Raw genomic sequence first — 23,502 nt, 5'->3', positions numbered from 1 at the left:
CACCCCGGCGTAAAACGTCACTTTCAAGTGAAAAAACCAGATATTCGAATGTGTTATCCGAAATGCGCAGCCTCACAGAACCGACACTCACCCCAATAACCACACAACAAACATGATTATCGTCAATTTTTCCTGATGACCAGACGGTAATGATACGGCGGCTAGGCGTTCGCGTGTATTCACAAGGAAAATGAAATGGATAAGTTCGATACGCAGGACAACCGTCCGGGCATCGGCGCGTATATCGCGCTGGCGTTCGCGGCGGTGTTCTTTTCAGGATTATTGGGAGGGAAAGAGTGGTACGGGGTGTTTGATTTCACCACCCTGAACGGCGCATTCGGTAAAGTGGTCAGCAAAGTCAGCCTGAACGGCGATGAGCTGGTCACCGCCACCAGCGCGTTTCGCGGCACCGGCGGCCATGGCGCGATGGACGGCTTTCTGTTCGCGCTGGGACTGATCCCCGCCGTGATGTTCGCGCTGGGCATGATTAATGTGCTGGAGCACTACGGCGCGCTGCGGGCTGCAAGACGGCTACTCACTCCGCTGCTGCGCCCGCTGCTGGGCATCCCCGGCACCGCCGGGCTGGCGATGATTGGCAGCCTGCAAAGCACGGATGTTGGCGCGTCGTTAACCCGCAACCTGGCCGATGAAGGGCAAATCACCGAGAGCGAAAAGGACATTTTCGCCATGTTCCAGTTCTCTGCGGGCGCGATGATCACTAACTTCTTCTCCTCTGGCGCGGTGCTGTTTACCCTGGTGGCCGCTGACGGCACCACGGCGGTCCCCGCCTCCATCGGCGCGTGCGTGGCGGTGATGTTTATTATGAAAATCGTTGGCGCGAATATTCTGCGTCTGATCCTCAAATTCAGCGATAACAAAGCTCAACAGCGTCTGGACACCCAGGGAGAAGCATCATGAGTGCGCAGGGAAATGCCAAACCGGTTATCACCGATGTGTTTGTTGAAGGCGCGCGCAAGGGCTGGGGCATCGCCACGTCCAGTACGCTGCCTAACGTCGTCATGGCTTTTATCATCATCAAGGCGCTGGAAATCACCGGCGCGCTAAAAGGGCTGGGCATGGTGTTCGCGCCGCTGATGGGGCTGTTCGGCCTGCCGGGCGAGGCCGCCGCGGTGCTGATTGGCGGCTGGATGTCGATGGGCGGCGGGATCGGCGTCGCCATCGGCCTGTTTGAAAAAGGCATTATTACCGGCGAGCATCTGGCGATCCTCGCCCCGGCTATTTATTTAATGGGCTCGCAGGTGCAATATCTCGGGCGCATTCTCGGCGTGATTGGCACCCGCGCCAAACGTATTCCGCTGATGATCGCAATCTCTGTGGTCAATGCATTTATCGCCATGCTGCTTATGCGCGTGATTATTTAAGGAGAGACAAATGGATTTGAAATTATGGACTGACGAGCTGCGTCAGCTGGTTAACGTCGACTGCGGCACCGGGACGATTGAGGGCGTAGCGCAGGTAGCGGATATTCTGGCGTCGATGTGGGCAAAAGAGGGCTGGCAGTGCGAGAAAGTCGATCTCGGCAGCGCAGTCGGGCCGGGCGTACTGGTGACCAACAAGCCTCACGCCACCCATTTTGATGTGCTGCTGATCGGCCACCTGGATACCGTGTTCCCTGCCGGAACTGTGGCGCAGCGCCCGATGAGCCAGGACGAGACGCGCATTTACGGCCCGGGCTCGTCAGATATGAAGAGCGGTCTGCTGAATATTCTTTGGGCGATGCGCGGAATGGAGAAAAGCGACCTGCAACGTCTGTCGATTGCCGTTGCCATGAACCCGGATGAAGAGACCGGCTCGGTGCATTCTCACCAGTGGCTGGGGGAACTGGCGGAGCGCTCGCGCCACGTGCTGGTGTGCGAAGCGGCGCGGGCGGACGGTTCGCTGGTCAATGCGCGTAAAGGTCTGGCGGGTTATGAACTGACCTTTACCGGCGTCGCGGCCCACGCGGGCAACGATCCGGAAAAAGGCCGTTCGGCGGTGACGGCACTGGCGCACAGTATCCTGGCGATTAACGCGCTGGCGGACCCGGAACGCGGCACCACGCTCAACGTCGGCGTGGTCAGTGGCGGCGACGCGTCGAACATCGTCGCCTCCTGGGCGAAAGCGGAAGTCGATCTGCGCTTCTGGGAGAACAGCGAAGATGAGCGGGTTAACCGCGCGCTGCTCGACCTGTGTGAAACAGGCTTTATGGAAGGCGTGACCACCACCATTACCCGCCTGAACCATAAACCGGCGATGGCGATCAACGCGCAAACCGAAGCGCTGATGAAAATCGTCGAACGCGCCGGTGAAGAGGAAGGCGTGGCGATTAGCTGGAAAGCAGTCGGCGGCGGCAGCGATGCCAACTACACCTCCGCGCTGGGTATTCCGACGCTGGATGGTTTTGGCCCGATTGGCGCGGGCTTCCACAGCCCTGCCGAATATCTGGAGATCGCCTCGGTGGAGCCGCGCATCCGCCTGCTGCGTCGCGTTGTCAGTATGTTGTAATGACTTTCCCCGCAGCCGTTTCCCGGCTGCGGGGCTTGCGCGGTTATTCCGCCGCCAGTAAATCCCCTAAGCGCTGTATCTGCCCGCCGTTCGCATCATAGTTATCCACCGCCAGCCAGCGCGTTAGCGCGGCGTTGATGCGCGGCCATTCGCTGTCCAGCATCGATAACCAGTCGGTATCCCGGTTGCGGCCATTCCTGACCATCGCCTGACGAAAGCGTCCTTCCCAGCTGAATCCCAGACGCTCTGCCGCCGCACGAGACGCAGCGTTCAGCGAGTCGCATTTCCACTCCACCCGGCGATAGCCTGCGCCAAAAGCCGCCGTTAACAGCAGCCACTGCGCCTCGGTGCTCATCAGGGTGCGTTTCATCTTCGGCGACCAGGTGACGTGGCCGATTTCCACTACTCCGTTGACCGGGTCGATGCGCATAAAGCACACCACGCCCACCGCCCGCCCGCTGGCCTGGTCAATGACCGCCCAGGGGATCAGGCTGTTATCCGCGACTTTGCCCTGCACCCAGTGCCACGTCGCCTGACGGGTATCGGGCCGCGACGCGCCGAGCCACGTCCAGTCGCGATCGTCCGCCGCCTGCTGGTAGGCAAGAAACAGATCGTCGCAATGTCGTTCGGCGTTCAGCGGCTCCAGACGGCAGACCCGCCCCTGAAGCGGCGTGCGGGGCAACGGCTGCGCGCCATGCCAGCCGGGAACCACATCGCCGACCGGCTGACCATAAGCGTTAATTTCGGGCATAGATTTCTCCGGTTGAGGAAGCCTTCTCCGGCCAGCGCAGGCAGGACCGTTTCTCGTGGTGAATTTCAAACGGTACGACCCACAGCTTCAAGGTATCGGAAAAGGCAAAGTGATAAGGCATAGGTTCAGTAAATTGATCGTGGAAGGGATAGATCAGAAACATCTCGCCGTTGCCGCCTAAATACTTATGCCCATAGGCAAAAAGCTGATAAAAATCGTCCTGGTCCAGCCCGACATTGCCATTGCGAGCCGGAAAGATCATCTTCCATTTAGTGTCCATGACGAGGCTTATTTCATTACTGCTAATGTGCTTGACGATCAGATCCGGTTTGAGGGTAAAGCGTTCGTTACCGTTATAGTTGACCAGTGTCTCACTATACACCTGAGCCTGTAACTGAAAGGGCTTACCAATTTCCGCACCCAGCCGTTGCGCGACGTATTGCTCAAACACCGCTTCCATAGGAAATAACAACGAAAACGCCTGGGCGTCGCCATGCATCGATAAGGGGCTGGCGTCATCAAGAATTAATCGCGCCCAGTCCAGGGGCGTTTGATAATGTTTCATATTGCGGTCGGCGCGCAGGGAAGCAAAGTCCCGGGCAATATTCCTGCTGGGAGGAATTTCGGCAAAGACAAAACGTAATTCCTGCGCCCAGCGTCGGGTTGGTTGAGAAAGCGCAAAGCCGCTAATTTTATCAAGGGCGCTGTGCAGCAAACGGTTGGCGGCGTTATCCGGTGAAAACTCCTCATACTCAACAAAAAAACGCTGTTTCTGAATAAGGTTATGGCGCAGATGCCTGTTCATCAGCCATCGTCCTTTCAGAAAATTAAGATTTTGCTGTTCGGTGCGGTATTCCGATCGTAATCCTTTACGTATCAACTGGCTGAGACTATCGAGGAACTGGCAGACGAAAATTTCCAGCATCGGCATTTTTTCTGCCTGGACCCGCGCCTGCTCCAGAACAAGATGACGAAACCCCGGCAAAAAGCTCAGCATGGTAAAAAGTGCCTGCCGCGCTGTAGCCTGCGCCATAGCTTTACCAATCTTCGGTAAAATTTCGATTTGCACACCATGCGGAGTATGTAAAACCCCCGCGTAATTCTGCATATAAAGTAACTTCACGCCCCGTCGGGATATCAGCGAAATACATCCCTGATGATGGCTGTCGGACAGACAGCAGGATTCAAGATAACTAAACGCGGCAGCGCCAATAGCGACAGCGCCTGCCACGGGTTCCGCGCTAAGTCTGTCATATTCAAAGACGGTAATGACGCGGGTCATATCACGCCTCGTTATCTTGTTCGTCATTGACCGTCTGGTATATGCCGCGCCACGCCAGCGGATTACGCCAGACCTCGTCGTCAGTATTCTTTAATTGATAACGTTTGATGGCAGAGTGATGCAGTGTGTCGGCATATTCTTCGCCAAACAGCGCGGCATGATCGGTTTCTATCTCATCAATAAATTGCAGATGCTGCGGCTTTTGGTTATCCGCCAGTACCAGACGGATCTTTCCCCAGTCATCAAAGAAATACTCTTGCAGCAAAGGGACTATTTTTTTCTGGAACACGACCTGTAATTCACTAAAAGCCAGTTCCCGATCGTCAGCAACCGCTTTAACCGGCATAAGAAACGCATGTCCCAGGGTGTGATCGCGGTCGTAAAGCGCTTCGATACGCAAATTGAGTTTTTCCAGTAAAGGTTCTAAATCGATGCCCTTTATTTTTACGCCGCTCAGTAAACCGATATTCGGCATCATCTCAATAAAATCAAAACGGCGGCGCAGTGCGGTATCCATCAACGCCAGCGAACGGTCGGCGGTATTCATAGCCCCGATGATGTCAACGTTCGCCGGGACGCTAAACGGTTTACGGCTATAGCTTAGTTGCACTGAGAGTTCATTCTCCATTCCGGCGCGCTTATCCACTTCGATTAACGAGATCAGTTCTCCAAATATTTTTGAAATATTGCCGCGGTTAATTTCATCAATAAACATGGCGTAACGATGCTGCGGATCGAGCCTGGCCAGATTGCACAATGCCTTAAATACGCCTGGTTTATTAAAGTAATTGGTTTTTTTATCTTCGTCGGTTTCGACGCAGATCCCTTCGATAAACTCTTCGTAGCCATAAGATTGATGGAAGGTAGCGGTAGCGTAACGACGAACCGGTTCAGATTGCTGGGTATCTGATTTAATTTTATTGTAGAGCTTAACAATATCTTCTATTTCAGCCAGTTGCGAGTGAACCAGAATCCATTCAACTCTTTTACCCTGCATTTTATCCAGCTTATCAAAGATGCCCGGTTCAAAGCGGTCTTTAATATTTAGCGTCTTCGATTCCGCAATAGAGTATTTTTGTAAGTAATACCATGCGTTGTTTTTTAACCCGCTGTTGTCGCCGCGGCCGTTCAATAACGATTTACGCTGATACCAGCTATGATCAACGATCTCTTGCACAGTAGCTTTATAAGACAGATCGATAAGCACCAGCGCAATAACGCCCATCCATGTCAGCTCGTTAAGCTGGTTATCTATCCACGTCGCATCGGACACCACGCTTTCAGAGGTATATTTTTTCATTTCTTGTTGAAGGAAAAACGTTTTTCCGGTGCCTGGCGGGCCGTAATAGATTTGATTGCGCGGCGGGTCGATTTTAATAATGGCGGTATCATTCGGCGTGCGGGTAGTTTCCGTTTTGACGACAATATCGACTTGTCCGGCCTTCAGATTATCGTTTTCCACGATCAGCAAATATAAGTACCACAACGCCATATTGACCAGTAACGGGTTCATTTCCGGCAGGCGTTGGTTAAACACAGCTTTTAGTTCATGGTTATTGGCCAGCCAGTTGCCGCTGAGTTTAAGGCCCAATGAAAAATGACTATTCAGGAAATGCGCGACACGATTAAACAGATCCTGATTGATAATGGTCGAACAGCGTTGCGGATCCATGGCGGCAAATACCCGATTAATGGTTGCCTTATGCATTACCCTTACCCGATGCTCTGTTTTCCATTTCCTGAAATGTTGATGTATACGCTCATACTGCTCAATGCTGGGGTTTTCACGGATCGCTTCTGTCAATGTCAGTAGCTCTGGCGTCAGCTGCGTGAATTCATCCCATGACAAACGGCCCAGACGCATGCTGGATACGCCATTTTCCTGCGAATACCAGAGCGTTTGAATGTACTGTTCATCGAGAGGCGTTCGCTCGGTCATGGCCTTTGTTAGTTGAAAATAATTCTCGGCCCATTGGCTGTCCGCAATACCGTTTTCATCGATTAACCGTTGAAACAGTTTGCGTAAATCAATTTGACCTTTTTGTATTAGCTGTAGTACTTCACCTTCCATGATTGGCTCCGGCGCTGAATGGGTTACGGCAACGGAAGTTATACTCCTTAACCCCGACGCCGAAAACCCAGCACCAAGCACAAAGTTGCGCATTCTCCGCCAAAGCTTCAGGGAAGGCCCGTTACGCGTTTTTCAGACTTGTCTTTCATCTGTAACATTTCCCCCTCTGACTATACTTTTTAAGGTTAACGCCTATAAAAGTGAGCCACTATGCCTCTTACGCCTTTTACCGCTTCCGACCCCTATACCCTGGGGATTGAGCTTGAACTGCAAATCGTCACGCCGCCGGGCTGGGATTTGAGTCAGGACTCCTCTACGTTGATTGATGAAATTGCGGGCCAGATTAGCGCGGGGGAAGTTAAACACGACATCACCGAAAGCATGCTGGAGATCGCCACGGGGGTGTGCAAAGACATTCACCAGGCCAGCAGCCAGTTTTCCGCGCTACAGCAGGTGATCCTGGCCGTTGCGGGCCGCCACCATCTGGCAATTTGCGGCGGCGGGACGCACCCGTATCAGAAATGGCAGCGCCAGGAGATCTGCAAGAGCGAGCGCTACACCCGCACGCTGGAAAGCTTCGGATACCTGATGCAGCAGGCCACGGTGTTTGGTCAGCATGTGCATATTGGCTGTCGCAACGGCGATGACGCGATTTATCTGCTGCACGGTTTATCGCGCTTCGTGCCGCACGTGATCGCCCTGTGCGCCGCGTCGCCGTGGATCCAGGGCACCGACACCCAGTTTGCCTCATCGCGGCTGAACATCTTTTCCGCCTTCCCGGATAACGGCCCCGCGCCGTTTGTTGAAAACTGGCAGCAGTTCGAGACCATGTATCACCATCTGGAACGCAGCCGGATCATTGAGTCGATTAAGGATTTGCACTGGGATATCCGCCCCAGCCCCGGCTTCGGCACCGTGGAGGTGCGGGTGATGGATACGCCGCTGACCATGACGCGCGCGATCAATGTTGCCGGCTTCCTTCAGGCGTTGGCTAACTGGCTGCTGGAGGAGCGCCCGTTCAAGCCGCAGCGCGACGACTATCTGCTGTATCGCTTTAACCGCTTCCAGGCATGCCGCTACGGTCTGAAGGGCACCTTAACCGACGTCTGTACCGGTGAGCATTCTCTGATTGCCGACGACATTCTGCGCCATATCCCAATACTGATGCCTTACGCCCAGCGGTTGAACGGCGAAAGCGCGCTGCTGGATATCGAGCAAATCGTGCGCACCAGCCACAGCGACGCGGCGCTGATGCGCGAGTTTATTGCCAATGGCGGCGTACTGTCGGAAATGGTCAAACGAATGACGGAAATCTGGGCAGCCCCGCTGTAATGATGTTGTCTTATGCCTGGAATACCCTTTCCAGGCATAAGCAAAAGTTATTTCTAAGTTGATTAATTAGCGCTGCAAACGATTATTCACCGACCGGGAAATAACGAAAGCTTTATTAATCTGGATCGTTAAATTAACTCCAAAGAGTTATTCAAAATATTCCATCGAATGGAATTTCTAATAGCTGGGCCATTAGCGCTAAAGTAAATAAATCCTCCCTCCGATAAGCCTTAAATCAACCTGCCATTATAAGAGGGAAACTTCCATGTTATGGATATACCGTATTTCGATGAAAATGAAATTATTCATCGCGCTGTTGCCATTATTGCTGGCGCTATTGTGGCTGGGAGGTTCCGGGATTGCCGAACGCGTTGCCGCGCAGAGGCAGATGGAAAATATGGCAACCCTGACCCAGCTTGCCATTAAAGCCGGAGAAGTGGTCCACGAATTGCAAAAAGAGCGCGGCATGAGCGCTGGCTATCTGGGGGCAAAAGGCCAGGGATTTCGCGATGAACTGGCGGCCCAGCGCCAGTTAACCGACCAGGCGCTGACGCGTTTTGATAACGCGTTTGCCAGCCTCGACAAAACGCGTCTTTCCGGGCACATCGCCGATGCGCTGGCACGTTTCGAACAAACTCGCCAGCAATTTACCGCTCTGCGTCAGCAGGTCAGCGATGTCGCTATTGAAACCAATCGCGCGCTGGCGAATTACACCGAGAGCGTCACCACCTTATTAAATATTGTTTCCGATATCAGCCACCTCTCCCCTTCCGGCGAAATAGTGAATCAGCTGGCGGGTTATTTCAGTCTGCTGAATGCCAAAGAGCAGGCCGGAATTGAACGCGCGCTGTTGTCGAATATTTTTTCCGCCGACCAGTTTGCTCCGGGCCAGTTTCAACGCCTGAGCAATGTGGTGGGCAAACAGGAGGCGTGGCTGAATGCGGCGCGGCGTTTTCTCACCCCGGACCAGGCCAGGGCGCTGGATGCCGCACTGGCGCAGCCGAAGGCCGCCGACGCGCTGGCCCTGCGTGATGCGGCTATCGCCAAAGCCGACGTGGGCGGGTTTGGCGTGCAGGCCACCAGCTGGTTCGCTATTCAGACCCAACGTATCGAGATTTTAAAAACCCAGGAAGACGCTTCTGCCAGCAACCTGCTGACCACTGCCGCGCGGCTGGCGGATGAGGCGCACACCGCCTGGCTGCGTTTCCTGGCTGTCAGCCTGCTGGCGCTGATCGTGGCGCTAAGTATTGCCGCGACTGTCGCGCGCAGCATTCACCGCCAGTTGCGATCGACGCTGCGGGAGATTGCCGAAATGGAGGGCGATTTAACCCGTCGCCTGACGGTGCCCGGCAGCGATGAGCTGTCGTCGCTCAATCGCGCCTATAACCACGCGATTGAAAATATTCAGCATATCGTCAGCGAGATTAAATCCGGGGCCACGGTGCTGCGCCACGCCAGCGCTAACATCGCCGACGGCAACCAGAACCTGGCCCAGCGCACCGATGAACAGGCGGCCTCGCTGGTGGAAACCGCCGCCAGCATGGAGCAGATTTCCACTACCATCAATCTGACGGCGGACAGCGCCCGCGAAGCCGAAAAACTGACCCTTGCCATGCAGCAGGAGGTCAGCCAGGCCAATACCGTGGCGGCGCAGGCCAGCCAGAGCATGGAAGCGATCCGCGCCTCCAGCGAGCAGATTTCCAGCATCATCAAGTCGATTGACGATATCTCATTCCAGACTAACCTGCTGGCGCTGAATGCGGCGGTGGAAGCAGCGCGCGCCGGGGAAGCCGGGCGCGGTTTTGCGGTGGTGGCGACGGAAGTGCGCAACCTGTCGCAGCGCTGCGCCACGCAGGCCCAGCAAATCCGCGAGCTGGTGAATGAGAATATGGCGAAGATTGGCGAAGGGGTGGATCGGGTGACGGCGTCCGGCAAAGCGTTGCAGCAGGCCGCCGAGCAGAGCGACCGGATGCGTGATTACATCAGCGATATCGCCCGCGCCGCCGGGGAACAGTCGCTGGGCGTCGCGCAAGTGCATCTGGCGCTCAGCCAGCTGGAACAGGTAACCCAGCAAAACGCCGCGCTGGTCTCCCAGGCCGCCAGCGAAAGCCTGAGTCTGGATCAGCAAAGCGCCGCCATGACGGAGTTAGTCGACCGCTTTGTGGCGTGAACCACGTCGCCCCGCGCGGGGCGACATATTCAGGATTAGCCCATCCAGATCGTGACGGCGTAGCGCCAGCGGGTGTCGTTCAACAGGAACTGCGGCTGGACGCTCGGCGTCCAGGAGTCGTCGCCGCCGATGCCCATATGCTGCCCGTCGAGGGTGATCCACACCCCCTCTTCCGGCTGCATCCGGTGCCAGTGGTCGACGTGCATAAGCTGTTCGGTGCCGAAAGGTTGCAGCGAGAAATGGAAATCCCCTTCCACGTGCCATTGGCCCCACTGGAGTTGCCGGGTATCGCAGCGCAGGCCGTTTTCCGTCGGGAAAATATACGGTGTATGCATCTGTTCAACCGGTAATTCCCAGCGGGAGAAACGCGCGCTGCTTTTACGGTCCGGGTAGTTTTCGTGCGGGCCGAGGCCCAGCCAGGAGACCTGCGCCGGCTGCGGTTTCACCTGGAAACGCAGCCCGATGCGCGCCAGCGGCGGCACGTCCCCGGCCCGCTCGCCGCTCGCCGCGATATGCAGTTTCCCGGCGTCGTCAAACCGCATTTCCCAGCGCGACACCAGCACCTCGCCCTGCGCGTTACGGTAGTGCCAGACGCTTTCAATCATTACCTCATGGGCGCGCGCTTCGGCGTCGCAGCGGATGCAGGTGGTTTGAAGATCGTACAGCCCGGCGCTTTTCCAGCGCTCCACCCAGGCGTTGGGGTCGATGCGATCCACTTCGCTGACGCCGATATCGTTATCCAGCGGGGCGCGCACAAACTGATCCGCGAGCGGCGACAGCAGCTGCGGCTCGCCATCGATTTCCCATTGGGCGATCCGCCCGCTGGAACGTTCAACCTGCCAGCGCTGATTGTTGTACTGCACGGTGAAGGCATCATCCGTTACCACCAGCAACGGCGCAGCGCCGCGCGGCGTTTGCGGCGCGATAACCAGCGGGGCGGCCAGGGCAAACTGCTGCCAGGCGACGCGGTGCCCGGCGTCCGACCAGGCCGTGGCGTTGGGTTGAATCACGTCCAGGTGGAGCCAGACGTCGCGGGCGTTGTCCGGCAGCGCCAGCGTATCGGCCAGCGTCAGTAGCGCATCGGCCTCCGGGGCCAGATCCAGCGCTACTTCCCCTTGCGCCACTACCTGCCCCGCGCTCTCGACCCGCCAGGCCAGCGTTTCGTTATCGGTATTACGGAATAAATATTCGCTGGCGATGCGCACGGTTAACGGCTGCTGGCTGACCAGCGCAAACCGGAAAAACTGCTGCGCGTGTTTGGCTTCAATCAGCGAAGGATGCGGGGTGCGATCCGGGAATACCAGGCCGTTCATGCAGAACTGGCGATCGTTGGGTTTGTCGCCGAAATCGCCGCCGTAGGCCCAGCCGGTGCTGCCGTCATCGAAGGTTTTGACAATCGCCTGGTCGGCCCAGTCCCAGACAAAGCCGCCCTGCAGGCGCGGATAATCCCGGAACGCCTGCCAGTAGGCGGCGTAATTGCCCAGGCTGTTACCCATGGCGTGGGCGTATTCGCAGAGGATCAGCGGGCGCTGCTCCCCCGGCAGGCTGAGCCATTTTTTGATGCTCCACTTCGGTACCGCCGGGAACGGCTGATCCTGTTCGACGCGGGCATACATCGGGCAGATGATGTCAGTGGCGGCAGTATCCGCGCCGCCACCTTCGTACTGTACCGGGCGCGACGGATCGGCGGTTTTCACCCAGCGGTACAGCGCATCGTGGGTTGCGCCGTGGCCGGATTCATTGCCCAGCGACCAGATGATAATGCTGGGGTGATTACGGTGGCACTGCACCATCCGGGTGACGCGGGTGCTGAAGGCCGCGAACCACGACGGATCGTCCGACAGGCGGTTCATCGGCTCCATGCCGTGGGTTTCGATATTGGCTTCATCCACCACGTACAGGCCGTAGCGGGTACAGAGTTGATACCAGCGTTCGACGTTCGGATAGTGGGAGCAGCGCACGGCGTTAAAGTTGTTCTGCTTCATCAGCAGGATATCCTGGATCATATCCTGCTCGGTGACCACCTGGCCGCGCTCGGGATGATGTTCATGACGGTTAACGCCGCGGATCAGCAGCGGCTTGCCGTTCAGTTTCAGCAGGCCGTTGTCGATCTCTATGCGCCGGAAGCCGACGTCGCAGGCTTCGGTTTCCAGCAGTCTGTCGCCCTGCCACAGCGCCGCCACCAGCCGGTAGCAGTGCGGGGTTTCAGCGCTCCACTTTTTCGGCTCGCGCACCGGCAGGCGGTAACCGCCGCGCTCGGGATAGTTGCCGCGCTCGTCCACCGGCGCGCTGCCCGGTTTACCGCGCAGCTGTGCCACCTGCTGGTCGCCATCCCACAGGGTGAGTTCGACGGTTAAGTTCGCCAGCTGCGCGGCGGGTGCGGCAAAGCGCAACGCGACATTCACCACCGCGTCGCGGTACGTATCATCAAGCTGCGGCGTGGCCTGCAAATCCGCCAGATGGCAGTCGGGTTTATTCAGCAGCGACACCGAACGGAAAATGCCGCTCATCCGCCACATATCCTGATCTTCCAGCCAGGTGCCCGCGCTCCAGCGCATCACCATCACGCACAGCCGGTTTTCGCCCGCCGTGAGGAACGGCGTCAGGTCGAATTCCGCAGGCAGGCGGCTGTCCTGGGAATAGCCCACCCAGACGCCGTTACACCACAGATGAAACGCCGAGTTGACGCCATCAAAGATAATCCGCGTCTGGCCGTTATCCCGCCACTGCGGGTCGAGGGTGAAGGTGCGCGAATAGCAGCCGGTAGGGTTGTGCGACGGGACGCGCGGCGGCTGAGTATCAATGGGGTAGCGCACGTTAGTGTAAATCGGTGCGTCATAACCCGCCATCTGCCAGTTTGACGGCACGTTAAGCGGCGCGCTGTCCGGCAAATCGCCGTCAATCCACGCCGCATCCACCGCCTGCGGGCTGGCGGCGTAGTGAAATTGCCAGACGCCGTCCAGCGACTGGTAGCGGGCGCTGGCTTCGGCATCGCGCGCGGCTTCCACGCTATGCCAGCTGGAGAATGCGGGGTGCGCGTCCAGCCGGTTGAGATGAGTGATGGTGGGGTTTTGCCAGTCCTGGCGCGCCAGGATCTCACTGAAGGTGGGTTGTTGCTGATTCATCGGAGTTCGTCGCCTTAAATGTCATACGTACTACATATAACGACCGTTATCGCGTAATCGCGCATTTTCAGCAATTATGGCGCAGCAACTCTCCGGCAGTTCTCACAGAAATGGCGGATAAAGCGGGTAAAATGTCGTAGCCAACTCATTTCGTGTTAACGCACGACATTTTCCCAGGAAAACACCATGACCCGACGCGTCGCCACCCTTGATGATGTCGCCAGAGCCGCTGGCGTCTCTCTGCAAACCGTTTCGCGGGTATTAAACAGCCCGAATAAAGTGGCGGCACGCACTCAGGATGCGGTGCACAAAGCGATGCGCGAACTGCACTACGTGCCAAACCGCTCCGCCCAGTTGCTGGCCGGAAAAGTGCTACCCGCTATCGGCCTGATCAGCGCGTCGCTAACGCTACATGCGCCGTCGCAAATCGCCGCGTCGGTGAAAACCCACGCCCAGGCGCGCGGGCTGGACGTGTCGATCGCGATGCTCAATCAGACGGATTATGGCTCGTTGCAGGCGGCGCTGGCGGAGTGCCGGGCGCAGAACATTGGCGGCGCGATCGTCAATCTGCCGCTGGAGAGCGCGATGGCGGAACAGCTGGCGCGGGACAACCCGGATATCCACTGCCTGTTTCTCGACGTGCCGCCGGACAGCGACGTCGCCAGTTTGTTGTTCGACCACCAGCAGGGCTGCCGGGCCATCGTCGATCATCTATGGGGTTTAGGACATCGGGAGTTTGGTTTTTTAGCCGGGCCGGAGAGCGCTATCTCGGCGCGGCTGCGGCTGCACGCCTGGCGCGATGCGCTGCACCGCAACGGCGGCCATCAGGCCATTACCGCATTCGGCGACTGGAGCGCGGGCAGCGGGTTTATCCGCACCGTGGAGATGCTGGCGCAGCAGCCGACGCTGTCAGCGATTGTAGTGGCGAACGATCAGATGGCGCTGGGGGTATTAAGCGCGCTGGCGCAGCTGGACCGCCGGGAGATTTCGGTCACCGGCTACGACGATACGCCGGACAGCCAGTATTTCCAGCCGGCGTTGACCACCGTGGCTCAGGATTTCCACCTGCTGGGCGAGCGCGCCGTCGCGCTGTTAGCCGAGCCCGCACGTCGCCATCATCGCCTGCCGACGCGGCTGATCGTCCGGCAATCCACCGCGCCGAAATCCAGCGCCGCGCCGCGCGATACGCTGATCGCCCAGATCAAAGCGCTTGCCCGACAGCTGTAGCTAGATGCGTTCGAGGGAAAACCAGCGCCGCCAGATAAAGCGAATAACGACATATTCCAGCGCGCCCAGCAGTAGAAACCAGATACAAAAAATAATGGTGTAAAGCTGGTTTAAATCTACCAGATGGAAGGTCTCCATAAGCTGTTTTGCCAGCGACACCGTCAGCGCAGGCGCGGGCAACAACAGACAGGAGAGAAAAGCCAGCAGCAAAATACCGCCTGCGGTCACCAGCGTTTCGAGTGGATGTTTCATTGGATGTTACGCCCGAGTTAAAACGGGCATTGTCCGGGAATTTGTCGGGCCTTGCAAACCGTGGCGCTAATGGATGGCATTGTCGCCGCCGTGACGGCGATAGCTACCAGGCGACATATTGAATTTGCGGGTAAACAGCCGGGTAAACGACTGCTGGGATTCAAAGCCGTATTTCAGGGAGATATCCAGCACGCGCGCGTCGGTGCTGCGTAAGTCCTGCGCCGCCAGCCGCAGCTTTTTCTCGCGGATGTAGCGCCCGAGACTTTCGCCGGTGTGATGCTGAAAGAGCCGCTGCAAATGCCATTTTGAATAGCCCGCGTGGCGTGCGATCTCATCAATGCGCAGCGGTTTATGCAAATTGTCATCAATCCAGCCGGTAATGGTTTCAATAACCTGAGCGGGTAGTTCCATGCCTGTTCCCCTTTACTCGCCGTTAAAAACATTTATCCCCTGCTCACTTCGATGTACAACGCCGTCTTTTGTTACCTGAAAAGTTGAGTTCCCGCACAGGTTACAGAAAACCCTACGTCAGACATTGATAATGAGTGAGTAAACACTCATTATAGAAACGATGCGTAAAGCGTCAACCGGTTTTTGAGTACTTCTGGCGGCTTGCAGCCATGCGGCCTCCGTGTTTCAATCTGCGGTCCTGATGACTGGAGGGTAATGTTAGTGGCTCGTCCCCGTAGTGAAGATAAGAGAATGGCGCTGCTTGATGCGGCAACCGAAGCCATCGCCAGCGCTGGCATTGGTGCCTCTACCGCGATGATTGCCCGCGGCGCGGGCGTGGCGGAAGGCACCCTGTTCCGCTATTTCGCTACCAAAGACGTGTTACTCAACGCGCTGTATTTGCATCTCAAAGTCGAGTTTGGCCGTTCTATCCTCGAACAGCCCGACCGCCCGGCAGACAGTAAAGGGCTGACCCGCTACATCTGGGATCGGCTGATCGACTGGGGCCTCGCCCATCCAGTCGCCCACCAGGCAATGCGCCAGCTGGCGATCAGCGACAAAATCACCGAAGAAACCGAGCAGCAGGTCAATGACAGCAATCCTGAACTGCATCAGATGTGTGAAAAATCCATTCTGCCGCTGTTTTTAAGCCCGCCGTTTCGCCGCTTTGGCGACACTATCTTCTTTGCGATGGCGGAAACCACCATGGAATTCGCCACCCGCGAACCGGCGCGTACCGAGGAGTTTAAAACCGTAGGCTACGAAGCGATGTGGCGCGCGCTGGGCCGCCAGGACGTGTGATAATTTGTGCATTGCGGGGATGTTCACGAATTTTCACAGGCTCGTGTGAAGTAAAAAAATCCCCTCATCAATAATTTATAGATTAATTTCAATTAGTTAATCATTCTTACTCACGCATTCAGGATGATAATATTTGTGAGACCTGTCGTGGGAATGTGAAGCCCGCTTTTGAATAATGATCCCATTCGAAAGCAGAGCGACAGGAAACAGCCTCATGGCCCTTCTTACCGGCGTTATCGCCGATGATTTTACCGGCGCGACCGACATCGCCGGATTTATGGCACAGCAGGGATTGCAGGTAACGCTGCTGCCCGGCGTCCCTTCCCCCGATGCCCGCTGGCAGGACGACGCCGACGTCATTGTTATCTCCCTGAAAAGCCGCTCGCTGCCCGCAGAAGAGGCGATTCGCCAGACGCTGTGCTGCGCCCAGTGGCTGACAGAATCAGCCGGTGCCCGGCAGATCTATTTCAAATACTGTTCCACCTTCGACTCCACGCCGGACGGCAATATCGGCCCGGTCAGCGACGCGCTGATGGCCCAGACGCCGTGCCGCGCCATCATTCACAGCCCGGCGCTGCCGCAGAATGGCCGCACCCTGGTACACGGACATCTGTTTGTGAACGGCGCGCTGCTAAACCAGTCCGGTATGGAAAATCACCCGATTAACCCGATGTGGGACGCCCGGCTGGTCGAGCTGCTGAAACCGCAAACTGACGGCAAGGCGGCGGTGATCGATCTTGTCACGGTGCGCGCCGGTTTCGCTGCGCTGCGCGCACGCTATCAGGCGCTTGCCGACCAGGGATTCCGCCATATCGTGGTGGATGCGCTAACCGAAGACGACCTGGCGATCCAGGCTGCGGCGTTTGGCGATTTACCGCTGCTGGCGGGCGGTTCCGGCCTCGGCGGCGCACTGGCGGCGCGCGCATCGACACAGGCCACGGCTGACGGGCGTTTTACCTTCCCCGAGGATAAAAAAGCGGTGGTGCTGTCCGGCAGTTGCTCGGTGATGACTAACCGCCAGGTCAACGCCTATAAAGCACAGGCCCCGGCGCTGGCGCTGGACGTTGCCTCCTGCATCAGCGATGACCCGCAGTACATCGCCACTCTCGCCGACTGGGTAGAAGCGCACAGCGGTAGCGCCCTCGCGCCGCTGGTGTACGCCACCCAGCCGCCGGAGCAGCTTAAGGCCACTCAACAGCGCTTCGGGGAACGCGCCGCCAGCGCCGCCGTCGAACGCACGTTCGCCCAACTGGCCACCCGGTTGCGGGAGCGCGGCTTCAATACCTTTATCGTGGCGGGCGGTGAAACCTCCGGCACTACGGTGGATGCGCTGAAGGTCAAGCGCCTGAAGGTAGGCCGCCCCATCGTCCCCGGCGTGCCCTGGGTGCAGGACAGCGCGCAACAGCTCTCGCTGGCGCTGAAATCCGGCAATTTTGGCGATGAAGATTTCTTTTTCCGTGCACAGGAGTACCAGGCATGAGTCGTTACGCCATGAGCGCCGAAGAGACCGCGCTGCGTCAGCAACTGGTTCATTATGGCCGCTCGCTGTTCCAGCGCGGCTACAGCAGCGGCGGTTCCGGGAATATCAGCGTCAAACTGCCCGATGGCGGCTTTCTGGTCACCCCGACCAATTCCTGCCTTGGAGAGTTAGAGATCGACAGTCTGAGCCGGCTGGACGCCAGCGGCGAGCACATTGGCGGCGACCGTCCGTCCAAAGAAGTCCCGATGCATATGGCGTTTTATCAGCGCCGTCCGGCCTGCGGCGCGGTGGTACATCTGCATTCGCCGTGGCTGACCGCCCTCGCCTGCCTGCCCTGCGAGACGCCGGAAAACTGCCTGCCGCCGCTGACGCCCTATTACGTGATGCGCATTGGCAAGCTGCCGCTGCTGCCCTATTTCCGCCCGGGGCATCAGGATATCGCCGTGGCGCTGTATGAATCCGCAGGCCAGCACACCGCGGCGCTGCTGGCCAACCACGGCCCGGTGGTATGCGGCGGCACGCTGCGCGAAGCGGTATTCAATATTGAAGAACTGGAAGACAGCGCCCGTATCTGGCTGACCTTAAAACCGCTGGGCCACGTTCCGCTAAGCGATGCCGCCATCGCGGAACTGGAGCAGGTCTACCGAGCAAAAATGGGGTAACGGCAATGATCCCGGAACAACGACGCGACTTTATCTATCGCTACGTACATGAAAAAAATGTCGCCTCCTTTAACGAGCTGGCGGAATTGATGAACGTGTCGCACATGACCGTGCGCCGCGACATCCTCGCGCTGGAAGAAGAAGGCAAAGTGGTGCTGATCAACGGCGGCATCAAGCTGAACAATTTGCTCAAGCTGGAACTACCGTGGCGCGAAAAAGCGGAACTCAACCATGACGTGAAGCGCAAAATGGGCGAGCTGGCGGCGATGCTGATCGAACCGGGCCAGACGATTTATCTCGATGCGGGCACCTCGATTTTTGAAGTCGCCAAAGCGGTGGCGGCCAGCAACTGCTTCAACCTGACGGTGGTGACTAACGATTTCTCCATCAGTCATTATCTGATGGATATGCCGCACATCACTCTGTATCACACCGGCGGCCTGGTTGAAAAACGCAACCGTTCGTGCCTGGGGAAAAGCGCGGCGAACTTCCTCAGCACCATCAATATCGACGTGGCGTTTATCAGCTCCTCCTCCTGGGATCTGGAACGCGGCATGTCGACGCCGGATGAAGGCAAGGCGTCGGTGAAAGAGATGGTGTTGCAGGTGTCGAAACGGCGGGTGCTGGTGTCGGACAGCAGTAAATTCGGCAAATACGCCATGTTCCATATCTGCGCTCTGTCGCAGCTCACCGACATTATTTGCGACACGGCGCTGCCGGATGACGCGCGCCAGACGCTGGCGGCGCAAAACCTCAAGCTGCACCTGGTGTCCACCGAAAGGGAGCAAAACCATGCCTAAGTTCGCCGCGAATATCAGCTGGCTGTTCACCGAACTGCCGTTTGTCGAGCGCTTCGCCCGCGCCCGTGAAGCCGGTTTTACCGGCGTCGAGTGCCTGTTCCCCTATGAGGTGCCGCTCGCAGAATTGTGCGATGCACAGCGGCACAGCGGCCTGCCGGTGGTGTTAATCAACGCGCCACCCGGCGACTGGGCGCGAGGCGCACGCGGGCTGGCGGCGCAACCGGACTGTGACGAGGCGTTTATTGACGCAATCCTGTTAGCCCGCGAATACGCCAGCGCCCTAGGCTGCCGCCAGGTGCACGTTATGGCGGGCCATCGGGTAAATAGCCTGAGTGAACAGCAGCAGTACCTATTATTAATACATCGATTACGCCAGGCGGCCAATTTACTGGCTGAGAAAAATATCAGTGTTTTAATTGAACCGTTAAATAAAGAGGATATGCCGGGCTATTTTGTGAATAGTTTCCCGCTGGCTGAAAAAATTATTCACGATGTCGGGTGCGATAATATCGGTTTACAGTTCGATATTTATCACTGCCAGAAACTGCACGGCAACATTATTAATAATATACAGCGTTATCTACCGATTACCCGCCATTATCAGGTCGCCTCTTCGCCTGGTCGCAATGAACCGGGAAGCGGTGAATTAAATGACGACTGGATTTTTTCGCAAATCGACAACATGAACTATCACGGCTGGGTGGGTTGTGAATATCAACCGCTAACACCGCCAGGTGCCGATATTCACTGGTTAGCGCCGTATAAATAAAATAACACTCTGACCCTGAGGAATGAATTATGTCCGATCGCGTGATTATTTCGCTGGCGCCCGTCGCCGCGGATTGCCCCCGAGTAGAACCCAATGAAGTGGCGGATGAGATTTTAGCCTGCGTGGAGGCCGGTGCCGCCATCGTGCATCTCCACGTGCGCGACCCGCAGGGGAAACTGACTCCCGACACCCGCTATTTTGAGCAGACCATCGCCCCGGTGATGGCGCAGTCTGACCTGATTATTCAGGCCTCGACCGGCGGCGTATCGCAGATGACTATTGCCGAACGCTGCGCGCCGCTGGCCTGCCGGGGCGTGGAAATGGCTTCGCTGAACGTCGGCTCGGTGAACCTCGGCGATAACGTCTACTTTAACCCGACGCCGGACGTGGAATACTGCTCGCGCCATATTGTTGAGCGCGGCATTATTCCCGAATTTGAAGTCTTTGAGATTGGCATGATTAATAATATTCTGGCGCTCCAGCAGAAAATTAATTTCACCCAGCCGATGCTGTTTAATATTGTGTTAGGTCATCGCGGCAGTACCCCCGCCACTATCGACGCCTTAATTGCCATGCGCAGTATGATCCCGCGCGACGCCTTATGGGGAATTACCCATTTTGGCCGCCGCGACTTTGGATTAATTGCCGCCGCCGTGGGCATGGGTGCCTGTGAAGTCAGAATCGGATTTGAAGACAGCTATTATATTAACGCCAGCGAAACCGTGACCCGAAATGTATTACTGGTGGAAAAACTCGCCACGTTAATTCGCAGCCAGGATAAAGAAGTGGCAACGCCGGAATATGCGCGGAAGCTGCTGAATATTCGCCACCGTTAATTGCGCTAATAATAATACTCACGCCTCCGGGAGGCATCACAATGACCATCAACGCAGCAGTTTATAAGGCTGGCCTCGCGGCCAGCGCCGCTGGCGCGCTTATTGCCGTGGTCGGCGCGCTTATGCAGGCCACCAACGTCTGGCATGGCGGCCTGGTATTAGGGGTAACCGGTTTTGCCATCGGCGCGGGTTTCTGGCCTGCGCTACGCAGCTATCAGTTTACTTTGTGGATCATCGCCGGTTTTGTCGCCGCGATGGTGTACGCCAGCGAGCTGATTATCTGGGGCGGCTTTAATATCACCCACAAATGGATCGTGTTCCTGGTGATCCAGGCCACCATGTTCAGCATGGGCACCAAGCTGACTATTCAGGATTTTATCGATGTCGCCAAAATGCCGTGGGCGGTATTCGTCGGCACCTTCTGCCACTTCCTGATCATGCCGCTGCTCGGCTTTGCGCTGACCATTATGTTTGATTTCCCGCCAGAGGTGGCGGTTGGCATTCTGCTGATCGGTGCCTGTCCAAGCGGGCTGTCGTCCACGGTGATGGTGTATATCGCCAATGCCAATCTGGCGCTGGCGGTCTCCATCTGCGCGGTCTCCACCCTCGCCGCCACCATTATGACGCCGCTGTGGGTCAACCTGCTGGCCGGCTCGCTGATCGACATCAAGCTGATGTCGATGATTATGGACGTGATCAAAATCGTGCTGATCCCGATTGGCGCGGCGATCCTCAACGATTACCTGAAAAGCTATGCCTCGCTGCGCGGTCGGCGCATCGTGCAGGGGCTGGCGGCCCTCAGCGCCTGCTGGCTGCTGTTTATGGCGTTCGGCGGCTGGAACAGCCTGTTTGAAAGCGCCTCGGCGGACGCCCAGATGTTTGCCGTGGTGGCAAACTTCTTTGCCGGTGGGATTATATGGAGCCTGTTCTATAACTGGCTGACCCAGCAGAAACCGAAAATCCAGAGCTATATGCCGAAGGTGTCGATGATCGGGATTATTTTCTTCACCACCACCGCCGCCGCTGCCGGACGCGACAATCTGATGCAGGTGGGCTTCTTACTCTGCGTCGCCATGCTGCTGCACAACCTCGGCGGTTTCTCCATCGGCTATCTGATGAGCCGCTTTGTTTTCCGCATGGATGTGCAGTCCGCCCGCACCGTGGCCTTTGAAGTGGGCCTGCAAAACGGCGGGATGGCCTCTGGCCTGGCGGCGGCGATGGGCAAGCTGGCGACGGTTGGGCTGGCCTCGGCGGTAATGACGCCGCTTGGCAACGTCAGCGGATCGCTGCTCGCCAACTACTGGCGCAAAAAAGACGCCCGCGCCGCAAAGCCTGCCGCCCAGAGCAGCGCGGCGGCGGAAAAGCCTTATTCTTCTGAACAGACCTTATAGGGATAACCATGAAAACTCTGACCTTACAACAGGCGCGGCAGGCGGTGGATTATGCGCTGCATCTGGCGCAGGACGTTTACGCGCAGCGCCCGCTCAGCGTGGCGGTAAGCGACGCCAACGGCGATCTGCTGGCCTTCGCCCGCATGGACGGCGCAAAGCTGCTGACCATCGAACTGACCCAGCGCAAAGCCCGCACCAGTAGCCGTCTGGGCTGCACCACCCAGGCGTTTTTACAGCGCCTGCAAACCGAACAGCTGGATATCGGCTACTTTGGCGACCCGCTGTTCACGGCGCTGCCGGGCGGCATTCCGCTAACCGACGGTAGCCGCTGCATTGGCGCGGTGGCGATTGGCGGCCTGTCCGCTAAAGAAGATCACGAAGCGGCGCAGGCCGTCGCCCACTATCTCAATGAGGAGATCCCGGCATGAAAAAGGTAGCCCTGTTCCACACCAGTTCCGCGACGCTTGCGATGATGCAGCAGTTGATTGGCGACATCATGTCCGATGCCGAGGTGATGCATATCATTGAAGAGTCGATGATTAAGCAGGTGATGAAAAACGGCGGCGTAACGCCGGATATCAGTGCCCGCATCGCCGGGTATATTCAGGTAGCGGAAAAAGCCGGTTGCGAGATTTTTATGACCGCTTGTTCCTCGATTGGCGGCGCGGTGGAGCAGTGCCAGTTTATGACGCCGCTACAGCTGGCGCGTATAGATTGCGCGATGGTGGACGCCGCTATCGCCAAAGGCGGAAGGCTGGCGGTGCTGGCAACGGTGGGCACGACGCTGGAGCCGACGCTGGCGTATGTGAAGCGCAAAGCCGCCGAGGCGGGTAAGACGCCGGAAATCACGCCGCTGCTGATGTCAGAGGCGTTTACCGCGCTGCTGGCGGGGGACATGGCGAAGCATGACGCGATTGTCGCACAGGGGCTGAAGCAGGCATTCGCCAGCAGTGATGTGGTGATGCTGGCGCAGGCGTCGATGGCGCGGGTATTGCAGCAGTTGCCGGAACCACCGGTGCCGGTGCTGACGTCACCGGAGAGTGGGATTAAGTGGCTTAGCGCTGTAGCGAAATAAAGGATAGAGGTGGTAGGGTTCCGTTCGCTCAGACTAAGTTCATCTATGCGGCTTCAGTGACGGCGAACGTGTCAGGGACGCTCGCCGCCGCGTCCCCGACACCCCAGGCTCCCGGCCAGCAAAATCGGCGGCTACGCCGCTGCCCTCGGCTCCATCTCCTCGCTTCAGGTCGGTCGTGATGCTACATCCTGTAGCTCACGACCTCAGACCCGCATCCCTGCGGGTCTGACCTGGCTCGTCAATTACGCCTCGGCGATTTTGATGCCGGACCAACACCCCCAACTGTAAGCGGATTTGTTTTTCAGCGACAACATTGTCTCTGTCAGTCTTCGGGATTACAGCGAGGGTTTTCACTCCCCATCGAAATCGCCGAGGCGTTCGCGGGAGGCCGGGGCTGGCGGCAGGGATGCCGCCAGAGGGTGCGAGCTACAGGATGTAGCATCGCGCCCGACCCGAAGCCGGACGCGATAAGCCGAGGACAAATTTGCCGGGAGCAAATTTGAACGCCGCTCGCGGCGGCCCC

Annotated in this window: 21 protein-coding genes; 15 read left to right on the top strand and 6 right to left on the bottom strand. The window is 57.5% G+C overall.

Features of this window, described 5'->3' with window-relative positions:
• Positions 1–195: 195 nt before the first annotated feature.
• The 3 genes from FND52_RS00105 to FND52_RS00095 are packed head-to-tail and all read left to right on the top strand — an operon-like array spanning position 196 to position 2,505.
• Positions 196–918, top strand: a complete 723-nt coding sequence (locus tag FND52_RS00105) for a nucleoside recognition domain-containing protein (RefSeq protein WP_125294620.1) — start codon at positions 196–198, stop codon at positions 916–918.
• Positions 915–1,382 carry a YjiG family protein gene (locus FND52_RS00100; protein ID WP_125294621.1) on the top strand — a complete coding sequence of 156 codons (468 nt, stop codon included), beginning with the start codon at positions 915–917 and terminating at the stop codon, positions 1,380–1,382. The genes FND52_RS00105 and FND52_RS00100 overlap by 4 nt, the downstream gene beginning before the upstream one ends.
• Before the next feature lie 10 nt (positions 1,383–1,392).
• Complete coding sequence (locus FND52_RS00095) at positions 1,393–2,505, top strand: M20 family metallopeptidase (protein WP_125294622.1); 1,113 nt, start codon at positions 1,393–1,395, stop codon at positions 2,503–2,505.
• Between the two features lie 43 nt (positions 2,506–2,548).
• On the opposite strand, the gene FND52_RS00090 is transcribed toward FND52_RS00095, so the two are convergent.
• From FND52_RS00090 to FND52_RS21995, 3 genes are read right to left on the bottom strand one after another with little or no spacing between them, the layout of a single operon-like run.
• Positions 2,549–3,256, bottom strand: coding sequence for a GNAT family N-acetyltransferase (locus FND52_RS00090; protein WP_144128941.1), 708 nt, complete (start codon positions 3,254–3,256; stop codon positions 2,549–2,551).
• The gene (locus FND52_RS00085; protein ID WP_144128940.1) at positions 3,243–4,538 is read right to left on the bottom strand and encodes an McrC family protein; all 1,296 of its coding nucleotides are present in this window, start codon (positions 4,536–4,538) and stop codon (positions 3,243–3,245) included. The genes FND52_RS00090 and FND52_RS00085 overlap by 14 nt, the downstream gene beginning before the upstream one ends.
• Before the next feature lies 1 nt (position 4,539).
• A complete protein-coding gene (locus FND52_RS21995; RefSeq protein WP_425277901.1) occupies positions 4,540–6,609 on the bottom strand; it encodes an McrB family protein in 2,070 nt (689 codons plus the stop codon).
• Between the two features lie 210 nt (positions 6,610–6,819).
• Here FND52_RS21995 and FND52_RS00075 point away from each other — a divergent pair, with 210 nt between their 5' ends.
• Together FND52_RS00075 and FND52_RS00070 are read left to right on the top strand one after the other, a co-directional pair.
• Positions 6,820–7,941 (top strand): YbdK family carboxylate-amine ligase, encoded by a 1,122-nt coding sequence (locus FND52_RS00075; RefSeq protein WP_144128938.1) that lies wholly within the window; start codon positions 6,820–6,822, stop codon positions 7,939–7,941.
• Positions 7,942–8,206: 265 nt separating this feature from the next.
• Entirely contained in the window at positions 8,207–10,111 is a 1,905-nt protein-coding gene (locus FND52_RS00070; RefSeq protein ID WP_144128937.1) for a methyl-accepting chemotaxis protein, read from the top strand.
• Positions 10,112–10,146: 35 nt separating this feature from the next.
• On the opposite strand, the gene FND52_RS00065 is transcribed toward FND52_RS00070, so the two are convergent.
• Positions 10,147–13,236 (bottom strand): beta-galactosidase, encoded by a 3,090-nt coding sequence (locus FND52_RS00065; protein WP_144128936.1) that lies wholly within the window; start codon positions 13,234–13,236, stop codon positions 10,147–10,149.
• A 186-nt stretch (positions 13,237–13,422) separates the two neighbouring features.
• Here FND52_RS00065 and FND52_RS00060 point away from each other — a divergent pair, with 186 nt between their 5' ends.
• On the top strand, positions 13,423–14,463 hold the full coding sequence (locus FND52_RS00060) for a LacI family DNA-binding transcriptional regulator (protein ID WP_144128935.1): 1,041 nt from the start codon (positions 13,423–13,425) through the stop codon (positions 14,461–14,463).
• Here FND52_RS00060 and FND52_RS00055 read toward each other — a convergent pair whose 3' ends face one another.
• Together FND52_RS00055 and FND52_RS00050 are read right to left on the bottom strand one after the other, a co-directional pair.
• Positions 14,464–14,715 carry a DUF1158 domain-containing protein gene (locus tag FND52_RS00055; protein WP_125294628.1) on the bottom strand — a complete coding sequence of 84 codons (252 nt, stop codon included), beginning with the start codon at positions 14,713–14,715 and terminating at the stop codon, positions 14,464–14,466.
• Positions 14,716–14,781: 66 nt separating this feature from the next.
• The gene (locus tag FND52_RS00050; protein WP_125294629.1) at positions 14,782–15,126 is read right to left on the bottom strand and encodes a RamA family antibiotic efflux transcriptional regulator; all 345 of its coding nucleotides are present in this window, start codon (positions 15,124–15,126) and stop codon (positions 14,782–14,784) included.
• Positions 15,127–15,381: 255 nt separating this feature from the next.
• Here FND52_RS00050 and FND52_RS00045 point away from each other — a divergent pair, with 255 nt between their 5' ends.
• The 9 genes from FND52_RS00045 to FND52_RS00005 all read left to right on the top strand — a co-directional run bounded on the left by FND52_RS00045 (position 15,382) and on the right by FND52_RS00005 (position 22,979).
• Positions 15,382–15,966 (top strand): TetR/AcrR family transcriptional regulator, encoded by a 585-nt coding sequence (locus FND52_RS00045; RefSeq protein WP_125294630.1) that lies wholly within the window; start codon positions 15,382–15,384, stop codon positions 15,964–15,966.
• A gap of 214 nt (positions 15,967–16,180) precedes the next feature.
• Complete coding sequence (gene otnK / locus FND52_RS00040; protein WP_144128934.1) at positions 16,181–17,446, top strand: 3-oxo-tetronate kinase; 1,266 nt, start codon at positions 16,181–16,183, stop codon at positions 17,444–17,446.
• A complete protein-coding gene (gene otnC / locus FND52_RS00035; RefSeq protein ID WP_225989935.1) occupies positions 17,443–18,108 on the top strand; it encodes a 3-oxo-tetronate 4-phosphate decarboxylase in 666 nt (221 codons plus the stop codon). Before otnK ends, otnC begins: the two co-directional genes overlap by 4 nt.
• A 5-nt stretch (positions 18,109–18,113) precedes the next feature.
• The gene (locus FND52_RS00030; RefSeq protein WP_144128933.1) at positions 18,114–18,908 is read left to right on the top strand and encodes a DeoR/GlpR family DNA-binding transcription regulator; all 795 of its coding nucleotides are present in this window, start codon (positions 18,114–18,116) and stop codon (positions 18,906–18,908) included.
• On the top strand, positions 18,901–19,677 hold the full coding sequence (locus FND52_RS00025; RefSeq protein ID WP_144128932.1) for a hydroxypyruvate isomerase family protein: 777 nt from the start codon (positions 18,901–18,903) through the stop codon (positions 19,675–19,677). The genes FND52_RS00030 and FND52_RS00025 overlap by 8 nt, the downstream gene beginning before the upstream one ends.
• A gap of 29 nt (positions 19,678–19,706) precedes the next feature.
• Positions 19,707–20,513, top strand: a complete 807-nt coding sequence (locus FND52_RS00020; RefSeq protein ID WP_144128931.1) for a beta-keto acid cleavage family enzyme — start codon at positions 19,707–19,709, stop codon at positions 20,511–20,513.
• Between the two features lie 41 nt (positions 20,514–20,554).
• Positions 20,555–21,904, top strand: a complete 1,350-nt coding sequence (locus tag FND52_RS00015; RefSeq protein ID WP_144128930.1) for a bile acid:sodium symporter family protein — start codon at positions 20,555–20,557, stop codon at positions 21,902–21,904.
• Between the two features lie 8 nt (positions 21,905–21,912).
• Positions 21,913–22,332, top strand: a complete 420-nt coding sequence (locus FND52_RS00010; RefSeq protein ID WP_125294636.1) for a GlcG/HbpS family heme-binding protein — start codon at positions 21,913–21,915, stop codon at positions 22,330–22,332.
• Entirely contained in the window at positions 22,329–22,979 is a 651-nt protein-coding gene (locus tag FND52_RS00005) for an aspartate/glutamate racemase family protein (RefSeq protein ID WP_144128929.1), read from the top strand. Before FND52_RS00010 ends, FND52_RS00005 begins: the two co-directional genes overlap by 4 nt.
• The last annotated feature ends 523 nt before the right edge of the window (positions 22,980–23,502 follow it).

This window comes from Atlantibacter subterraneus, assembly GCF_007570865.1.
Classification (GTDB): domain Bacteria; phylum Pseudomonadota; class Gammaproteobacteria; order Enterobacterales; family Enterobacteriaceae; genus Atlantibacter; species Atlantibacter subterraneus.
This window is presented reverse-complemented; position numbering and strand designations above follow the sequence as displayed.

Bases quoted from the DNA above. Each gene is read 5' to 3' on its own strand.
- FND52_RS00105 (WP_125294620.1), top strand. From the start codon at position 196: ATGGATAAGTTCGATACGCAGGACAACCGTCCGGGCATCGGCGCGTAT.
- FND52_RS00100 (WP_125294621.1), top strand. From the start codon at position 915: ATGAGTGCGCAGGGAAATGCCAAACCGGTTATCACCGATGTGTTTGTT.
- FND52_RS00095 (WP_125294622.1), top strand. From the start codon at position 1,393: ATGGATTTGAAATTATGGACTGACGAGCTGCGTCAGCTGGTTAACGTC.
- FND52_RS00090 (WP_144128941.1), bottom strand. From the start codon at position 3,256: ATGCCCGAAATTAACGCTTATGGTCAGCCGGTCGGCGATGTGGTTCCC.
- FND52_RS00085 (WP_144128940.1), bottom strand. From the start codon at position 4,538: ATGACCCGCGTCATTACCGTCTTTGAATATGACAGACTTAGCGCGGAA.
- FND52_RS21995 (WP_425277901.1), bottom strand. From the start codon at position 6,609: ATGGAAGGTGAAGTACTACAGCTAATACAAAAAGGTCAAATTGATTTA.
- FND52_RS00075 (WP_144128938.1), top strand. From the start codon at position 6,820: ATGCCTCTTACGCCTTTTACCGCTTCCGACCCCTATACCCTGGGGATT.
- FND52_RS00070 (WP_144128937.1), top strand. From the start codon at position 8,207: ATGTTATGGATATACCGTATTTCGATGAAAATGAAATTATTCATCGCG.
- FND52_RS00065 (WP_144128936.1), bottom strand. From the start codon at position 13,236: ATGAATCAGCAACAACCCACCTTCAGTGAGATCCTGGCGCGCCAGGAC.
- FND52_RS00060 (WP_144128935.1), top strand. From the start codon at position 13,423: ATGACCCGACGCGTCGCCACCCTTGATGATGTCGCCAGAGCCGCTGGC.
- FND52_RS00055 (WP_125294628.1), bottom strand. From the start codon at position 14,715: ATGAAACATCCACTCGAAACGCTGGTGACCGCAGGCGGTATTTTGCTG.
- FND52_RS00050 (WP_125294629.1), bottom strand. From the start codon at position 15,126: ATGGAACTACCCGCTCAGGTTATTGAAACCATTACCGGCTGGATTGAT.
- FND52_RS00045 (WP_125294630.1), top strand. From the start codon at position 15,382: ATGTTAGTGGCTCGTCCCCGTAGTGAAGATAAGAGAATGGCGCTGCTT.
- otnK (WP_144128934.1), top strand. From the start codon at position 16,181: ATGGCCCTTCTTACCGGCGTTATCGCCGATGATTTTACCGGCGCGACC.
- otnC (WP_225989935.1), top strand. From the start codon at position 17,443: ATGAGTCGTTACGCCATGAGCGCCGAAGAGACCGCGCTGCGTCAGCAA.
- FND52_RS00030 (WP_144128933.1), top strand. From the start codon at position 18,114: ATGATCCCGGAACAACGACGCGACTTTATCTATCGCTACGTACATGAA.
- FND52_RS00025 (WP_144128932.1), top strand. From the start codon at position 18,901: ATGCCTAAGTTCGCCGCGAATATCAGCTGGCTGTTCACCGAACTGCCG.
- FND52_RS00020 (WP_144128931.1), top strand. From the start codon at position 19,707: ATGTCCGATCGCGTGATTATTTCGCTGGCGCCCGTCGCCGCGGATTGC.
- FND52_RS00015 (WP_144128930.1), top strand. From the start codon at position 20,555: ATGACCATCAACGCAGCAGTTTATAAGGCTGGCCTCGCGGCCAGCGCC.
- FND52_RS00010 (WP_125294636.1), top strand. From the start codon at position 21,913: ATGAAAACTCTGACCTTACAACAGGCGCGGCAGGCGGTGGATTATGCG.
- FND52_RS00005 (WP_144128929.1), top strand. From the start codon at position 22,329: ATGAAAAAGGTAGCCCTGTTCCACACCAGTTCCGCGACGCTTGCGATG.